The organism is uncultured Sphingomonas sp., assembly GCF_946477935.1.
Classification (GTDB): Bacteria; Pseudomonadota; Alphaproteobacteria; order Sphingomonadales; family Sphingomonadaceae; genus Sphingomonas.
Map to the genome: position 1 here is coordinate 1 of NZ_CAMLAC010000291.1, position 3,766 is coordinate 3,766.

Annotated in this window: 3 protein-coding genes; all 3 read right to left on the reverse strand. The window is 63.6% G+C overall.

Going from position 1 to position 3,766, the window contains the following annotated elements:
- Positions 1-85: 85 nt before the first annotated feature.
- Complete coding sequence (locus Q0U08_RS18580; protein WP_298093194.1) at positions 86-1,069, reverse strand: bile acid:sodium symporter family protein; 984 nt, start codon at positions 1,067-1,069, stop codon at positions 86-88.
- A gap of 378 nt (positions 1,070-1,447) precedes the next feature.
- On the reverse strand, positions 1,448-2,695 hold the full coding sequence (locus Q0U08_RS18585) for a cellulase family glycosylhydrolase (RefSeq protein ID WP_298093196.1): 1,248 nt from the start codon (positions 2,693-2,695) through the stop codon (positions 1,448-1,450).
- Between the two features lie 549 nt (positions 2,696-3,244).
- A partial coding sequence (locus tag Q0U08_RS18590; protein ID WP_298093197.1) for a hypothetical protein occupies positions 3,245-3,766 on the reverse strand: 522 nt, incomplete at its 5' end.

Sequence of the window (3,766 nt, forward strand, 5' to 3'; positions counted from 1 at the left end):
TCACCGCCTCGCTTCCAAACCATCCGGTCCGTCGCTGCGGTGACAGCCATCTAGGCCGGACACGCACAACCGTCAACACCGATTTTCATCCATTCGTCATTTTTTCTTCATCCGCCTGTTCGGCATAGTGGCGCGCGATGATCGCGCAGGCGATCAGCTGGAATTGGTGGAAGAGCATGATCGGCAGCAGCACGACGCCAACCTGTGCGGCGGGAAACAGCACACCGGCCATCGGCACGCCGGAGGCCAGGCTCTTCTTGGAGCCGCAGAACAGCAGCACGATCGCATCTTCCCGCGGCAGATGCATGACGCGGCCAAGGAACCAGGTTACCGCCAGGATCAGGGCCAGCATCATCAGGCAAAGGGCCATCAGCAGCGCCAGATCGGTGCCCAACACACGCCGCCATAATCCCTCCACCACCGCCGCACCAAAGGCGGTATAGACGATCAGCAGGATCGATCCCCGATCGACAATGCCGAGCAACGCCTTGTGTCGTCCGACAAAGCCGCCGATCAGCGGCCGTAACATATGGCCGGCGACGAAGGGCAACAACAGTTGCAGAAGAATCGCCTCGACCGAAGCCAGCGACACGCCCCCGCCTCCACCCGTGCGCATCAGCAACGCGACGAGGGCCGGCGTGATGAGGATACCGATCAGGTTGGAGAAGGACGCGCTGCATATTGCCGCCGCCACATTGCCACGCGCGATTGCGGTAAAGGCAATGGACGATTGCACGGTGGACGGCAGCAAGGTGAGGAACAGCAGGCCCGCGGCCAGTGCCTCCGGCACGAACGGCAAGGCCGCAAAGCCGATCCCGAACAGCGGAAACAGGATAAAGGTCACTGCGAACACGATGAGGTGCAGCCGCCAGTTGCGCGCGCCGGCCCAGATCGCTTCCCGCGACAGCTTGGCGCCATGCAGGAAGAACAGCAGCACAATGCCCGCATCCGCCGCATAGCCCGCCCATGACGCGAAGCTGCCGCGTGCGGGCAGTATGCTGGCCAGCACGACCGTACCGAGCAAGGCGAGGATGAACGGCTCCAACACCGATCGCAGAGCACGGATCATATATCGCCTCTCTCACAATGCGCTTGCGAAGGAGCGACAAACGCGCCCCCGGGCCGGCCTGGGCGGCGAAAGTGCAAGTCGGTTATGATGAACCCTTTCGGCTGTTCATGCGCGGCGGATCGGCCATAGCTATCGCCCGCAGGTCGGAAAAGCTTTCCCCCGCCGGCTCCCGTGCGTCGAGGCGCGGCGCGGTCGGCCAAAGATCCAAGGCGCCCCTTGCTTCAGGCAAAAAAAAGGCCGGTCAGAGACCGGCCGTGAAAGTTTTTAGGAGAGGATGCCTGAAAGGCGCGCTCCTTTTGCACCGCGGCAGAGGCCTTTGCAACTGCAACATACGCAATCAGTGTTGCAGTTGCGGCAAGCGGCGTCCGGCAGTGTGACTCAGCGTTGCATCAGCCTGATGACCGCGCGATCGCCGCCGGTGATCACGCCCTTCGCATCCGTCGCCGGGAACAGGTTCATGGTATAGGGATCGTTGAGGTACGGCACGTCCTGATGCGCGGTCAGGGCCAGCTTGGCCGCCTTGGCAGAGGCCACGAACGCCGCCACGAGCGGCTGCCATTCCGCGCGGTCGGGCGCGCCGAACTCGCCAACATGGCCGCGATCCTCGAAGCCATGCGTCTTCAGCCAGCCGATGAATGGCGCCAGTCGCTTTACGCCCAATTGTGCGTCGCCCGACGCCTTCTCGCTGCCGCCATTGTAGATACCGGTCGAATTGCCATCGAAATATTGATGTGCAGACCAGATGATCTTGTCGGCAGGATCAGACAAGCGGTGCAGCGTCGGGTTGCGCTCCGGCCAATATTCGGCGCTGGCCCAGCCATAGCCATCGACGACGATGGCGATACGGTTGTCGATCTTGCGGATCGCGGTGATCGCCTGCTGGCATGCGTCACGCCAGCCATTCTCACCGATCGCCAGATCGTGCGGCTCGTTCATCAGTTCGATCGCTACCACTGCGGGGTGGTTGGCGAAGGCTTGTACCTGTTTGACGCAATAGTCGACGAAGGCGCTGATCGGGACGGCGTTGGAGCCGAGCTGCGCCTTGGACTTGCGCGCCCAGCTACCGTCGTAACCTACCCAGCGCTCACCATAATTATGGCACAGGTCGAGAATTACCTTCAGCCCGTGTGCCTCCGCCTGATCCAGATAGTGCTTCACCAGCGCGACCGGGTTGCGCAACGGATTGTTCGCATCGGCGTAATGATCGAGCAGTTGTTCGCCCAAGGGTCCGTTCAACCGCGGCTGCAGCCGCTCCCACGAAGCCTCCAGCCGGATATGGTCCATTCCCTTGCCGGCGTAATAGGCGAAGTGCGAGGTCGGGGTGACGAACACTTCCCCCGCCAGATGGCCGGGCAGCGAGTCCGCCGCCCCCTCGATCGTGGAGAAGGATACGCCGGAGCGGAATGGCATGGTGAAGCCGGTCGCGGCCGGCGTAGGGGTCGGGCTCGGTACGGGTGCCGGGCGTTTGGAGGCCGCGCCCGTGACCACGTCGACCGCGGCACTGGCCGTCCCGCTGCCACCCCCGCCGCTGCCGCCGCAGCCGGAGACGAACAGCGCGCCGCCCGCTGCGATCCAGCGCAGCAGTTCGCGTCGGCCGTACGGGCCCTGGTCCGCCGGGCCGCTCATCGTGCGTGCTCCTGGTGGGGGAAGGGTCGGATAGGGAGTATGGATAGCATGATATTCTCTCGGGACGCGTGGCCGCCGCACACGGCACAGGCGCCCATGTCCGCCCCCAAGGCCGTGGGCCGGGCGGATGTGACGATACAGGTGCGGAAAAGGGATGGGTTTGGAGCGGCCATGGCCGGGCGTTTGCCCGTGTCCTCACGCTCCGGGCAGAACGCTGCCCGTGCTAAAAATGATGTTTCATATTCAGTGGCGGCGGTCGAGGAACGGACCCGTTACCGGATGATCCAGACCACCATTCCCCAGACGATGATGTTGATGGGACATGCGAATACTACCCCCTTCAGCAGCGACGATCGCCAACGCCGTGGCCGCGTTCGTGCGAGGTCCATCGGTCCGGCAAGGGGTGACGCGTCGATCATGGCCGCCCTAATGAGGTAACGGCATGATCATACCCAAATTGATTGAACATAAACAAGTAGTCCGAAAGGAGTAGCTGCTCTACCTCCGGCTCTTTATTGCTTCTACCTATGCATCATTTCGCCGGTTTTTTTACACGATCCGGCCCCAGCACTCAATATCTTCCTGCGCACCGACCTCCGGCCATTGTGCGAGGCAGCGATGGGCCAGCCGCTTGGCGATTCGGCCCGATGTCGACAGATGCTCGGCATTGGCGATGCTGTCGATCCACAGCGTCCGTACCCCGAACAGCCGCGCCATCAGCAGGAACGGCAGCATGGGTGCCGAGCCCGTCGTGATGAAGGCTGCCGGCCGCTCGCGTATCATGACGACCAGCGCCCGTGCGAAGATCGGTGCAAAGCCCTTCAGGCTGAAGCGCGAGGCATCGGGCACCGCATAATATCGGTGCCCCGCCACCACCTCCGCATAGCTCTCGAAGGTCGATACATAGGCCACGTCGAACCCTTCGAATGCAGCGCGCAGCCGGCGCAACTCCACCCAATGCCCGCCACCCGAGGCGCCCGCCAGCAGACGCGGCCGGCGTGCACCGGGCCGGGTCGGCGCCGTTCGGCCGGGAACCGGGCGGGGCGAGCCGCCCTCCCCGCCCCCGCGTAC

What these genes read in the sequence shown, in the direction of transcription:
- Q0U08_RS18580 (WP_298093194.1), bottom strand. Translation starts at nt 1,069, where the DNA reads ATGATCCGTGCTCTGCGATCGGTGTTGGAGCCGTTCATCCTCGCCTTG.
- Q0U08_RS18585 (WP_298093196.1), bottom strand. Translation starts at nt 2,695, where the DNA reads ATGAGCGGCCCGGCGGACCAGGGCCCGTACGGCCGACGCGAACTGCTG.